Origin of the sequence: Mycobacterium sp. 1274756.6, assembly GCF_001668625.1 — a bacterium.
GTDB lineage: Bacteria > Actinomycetota > Actinomycetes > Mycobacteriales > Mycobacteriaceae > Mycobacterium.
The window spans coordinates 1-2156 of the sequence record NZ_LZLJ01000087.1 but is presented as its reverse complement, the minus strand read 5'-3'; the positions used below and the strand labels follow the sequence as shown (position 1 = coordinate 2156).

Here is a 2156-nt window from a genome sequence, read left to right as displayed (position 1 = left end):
TCTGTTGACGCCGGTCCAATTCCAGGCCGGTGGCGACGGTTGAAAAGTAGGCCACGTGGTCATGGCTATTGTGCCGTGTGGCTGGCTCGGGCGGAGGGCAAGGTATCGATTCCGGTGTCTTTGAGCCGGTAGCTCTTGCCTTTGAGGGTCAGGACTTCGGCGTGGTGGACGATGCGGTCGATCATCGCGGCGGCGACGACTTGGTCGCCGAAGACGTCTCCCCATCGGGAGAACGGCAGGTTGGACGTCAGAATGAGTGAGGCGTGCTCGTAGCGGCTGGAGACCAGTTGGAAGAACAGGTTGGCGGCGTCTTGTTCGAAGGGGATGTAGCCGACCTCGTCGACGACGAGCAGGCTGATGCGGCGCAGTTTGGCCAACTCGGTCGGTAGTCGCCCGGTGTTGTGGGCGGCTTTGAGGCGGGCTACCCAGTCCACGGCGGTGGCGAAGGCGACGCGGTAGCCGGCTTGGGCGGCTTTGATCGACAAGCCGATGGCCAAATGAGTCTTTCCGGTTCCTGGTGGCCCGAGGAGCACGACGTTGCGTGCTTTGGCCAGAAACACACCGGTGCCCAGGTGGGCGATCATGTCGCGGTTGAGGGCGGGTTGGTGATCGAAGTTGAAGTCCTCCAATGACTTTCTCGTCGGAAAGCCCGCCGACCGGATACGAGCTTGCGCTCCGGATGCTTCTCGTGCGGATACCTCGCGTGAGAGCACCGCCGCGAGGTATTCCTCGTGGCTCCAGCCGTCGTCACGGGCCTGTTCGGCCAGTCGGGCCGCCGCGTCACGAATCCGCGGGGCTTTAAGCACGTGGGTGTAGTGACCGATCGCCTTGATCGGGTCTTCGGTCATCATCACGCCACCTCGCCATCGGAGCCGTCGGTGGAAAAGTCGACGTCGAAGGCCCGGTCGTAGTCGGCCAGATCGCGCACCGGATGCTGATCGCCCACCGGCGGGTCGTCCTGCTGGAACCGCCGGCGAAGCATCGCGGCGGCCTCGACATGGGCCGGATCGGTCAGCGTCTGCCGGCGAGCCCAGCAGCGGTCATGGCTGGCCAGCATGCATCCAGCCCGCTGCACTGTTACCTGGGTCAAGCCGGTGCGGACCTCGATGATCTGGCCGATCGCGGCCGGGTCTACCGAGTAGTCGTTGCCCGCGGCCCGCACGTAGTAGTCACGTCCCAGCCGCACCGAGGTGACGGTGTCGATCACCGGTGCCACCGGCGGCAATGCCAGCATCTGTGCGCGATCGGCATCAAGAAAGTCGACCGGGCGGCCATCAAGGACCCGCACCCGGCGAGTGTTGGCGACCGGTAGCCACTCGGCCAGCTGGGCATTGAAATCCTGCGGAGAGTCGAAGTGCCGCCCTGGCAGAAACGAGGTCTCCAGATACCGGTTGGCCCGCTCAACGATGCCCTTGGATTCCGGGTCGTAGGGCTTGAGCTGCACCACTCGCGCCCCCAGCGTGCCCATCAGGGCGGTCACCGGATCGGTCAGCCGGCCCCGACGGCCGATACCGGCCTCATTGTCCCACCACAACTCGTGCGGCACCGCGCCCAAGCTGCCCGCCAGCAACCGCCACATCCCGGCCACCAGGTCCATCGTCTGCCGCGACGGCAGCATCATCGCGGCGATGACCCGGGAGAACGCCGCGACCATCACCAATACCGGCAATGACGCCTGCTGTCCGTAGCCAACCGCAACCTGCGTCGGCGGGAACCACAGATCGCACTGGGCCACCCGACCCGGCCGGTGCTCAAGTCGGTCAACCGGATCCGCCGGCAGATACTCCGGGCGGATGACTGCCACCCGCTCTCGAAACCACGAGATCGAACCCGCCCAACCGACCCGCTCGGCGATCACCGTCGCCGGCATCTGCGGATAGGCCGCCAACACCGCCCGAATCTGCGGCTCGGCCGCACCGATCGCCGACGCCACCGGCGCCCGCCGATACTTCGGCTCCTCATCACTGGCCAGCGCACCCGCGACGGTGTCACGTGCAACACCCAGTCGCCTTGCTATCGCCCGCTGCGACAACCCCTCGCTGCGGTTCAGGTACCGAATCAACGCCCAATCTTCCAAGGAGATCACCCATCCAATCTGGTCGGGTGGCCTACTTTTCGACCGGCGCGACTGGCCTAGTTTTCAACCGGCGTCAACA

At 65.5% G+C, this 2156-nt stretch carries 2 protein-coding genes; both read right to left on the bottom strand.

Translation table 11 applies throughout. The annotated features are described in order from the left end of the window. Positions 1-65 precede the first annotated feature (65 nt). On the bottom strand, positions 66-848 hold the full coding sequence (istB, locus tag A5643_RS13405) for an IS21-like element helper ATPase IstB (RefSeq protein ID WP_197497732.1): 783 nt from the start codon (positions 846-848) through the stop codon (positions 66-68). A 2-nt stretch (positions 849-850) separates the two neighbouring features. Further along, complete coding sequence (gene istA / locus A5643_RS13400; protein ID WP_082948953.1) at positions 851-2086, bottom strand: IS21 family transposase; 1236 nt, start codon at positions 2084-2086, stop codon at positions 851-853. Between the last annotated feature and the right edge of the window lie 70 nt (positions 2087-2156).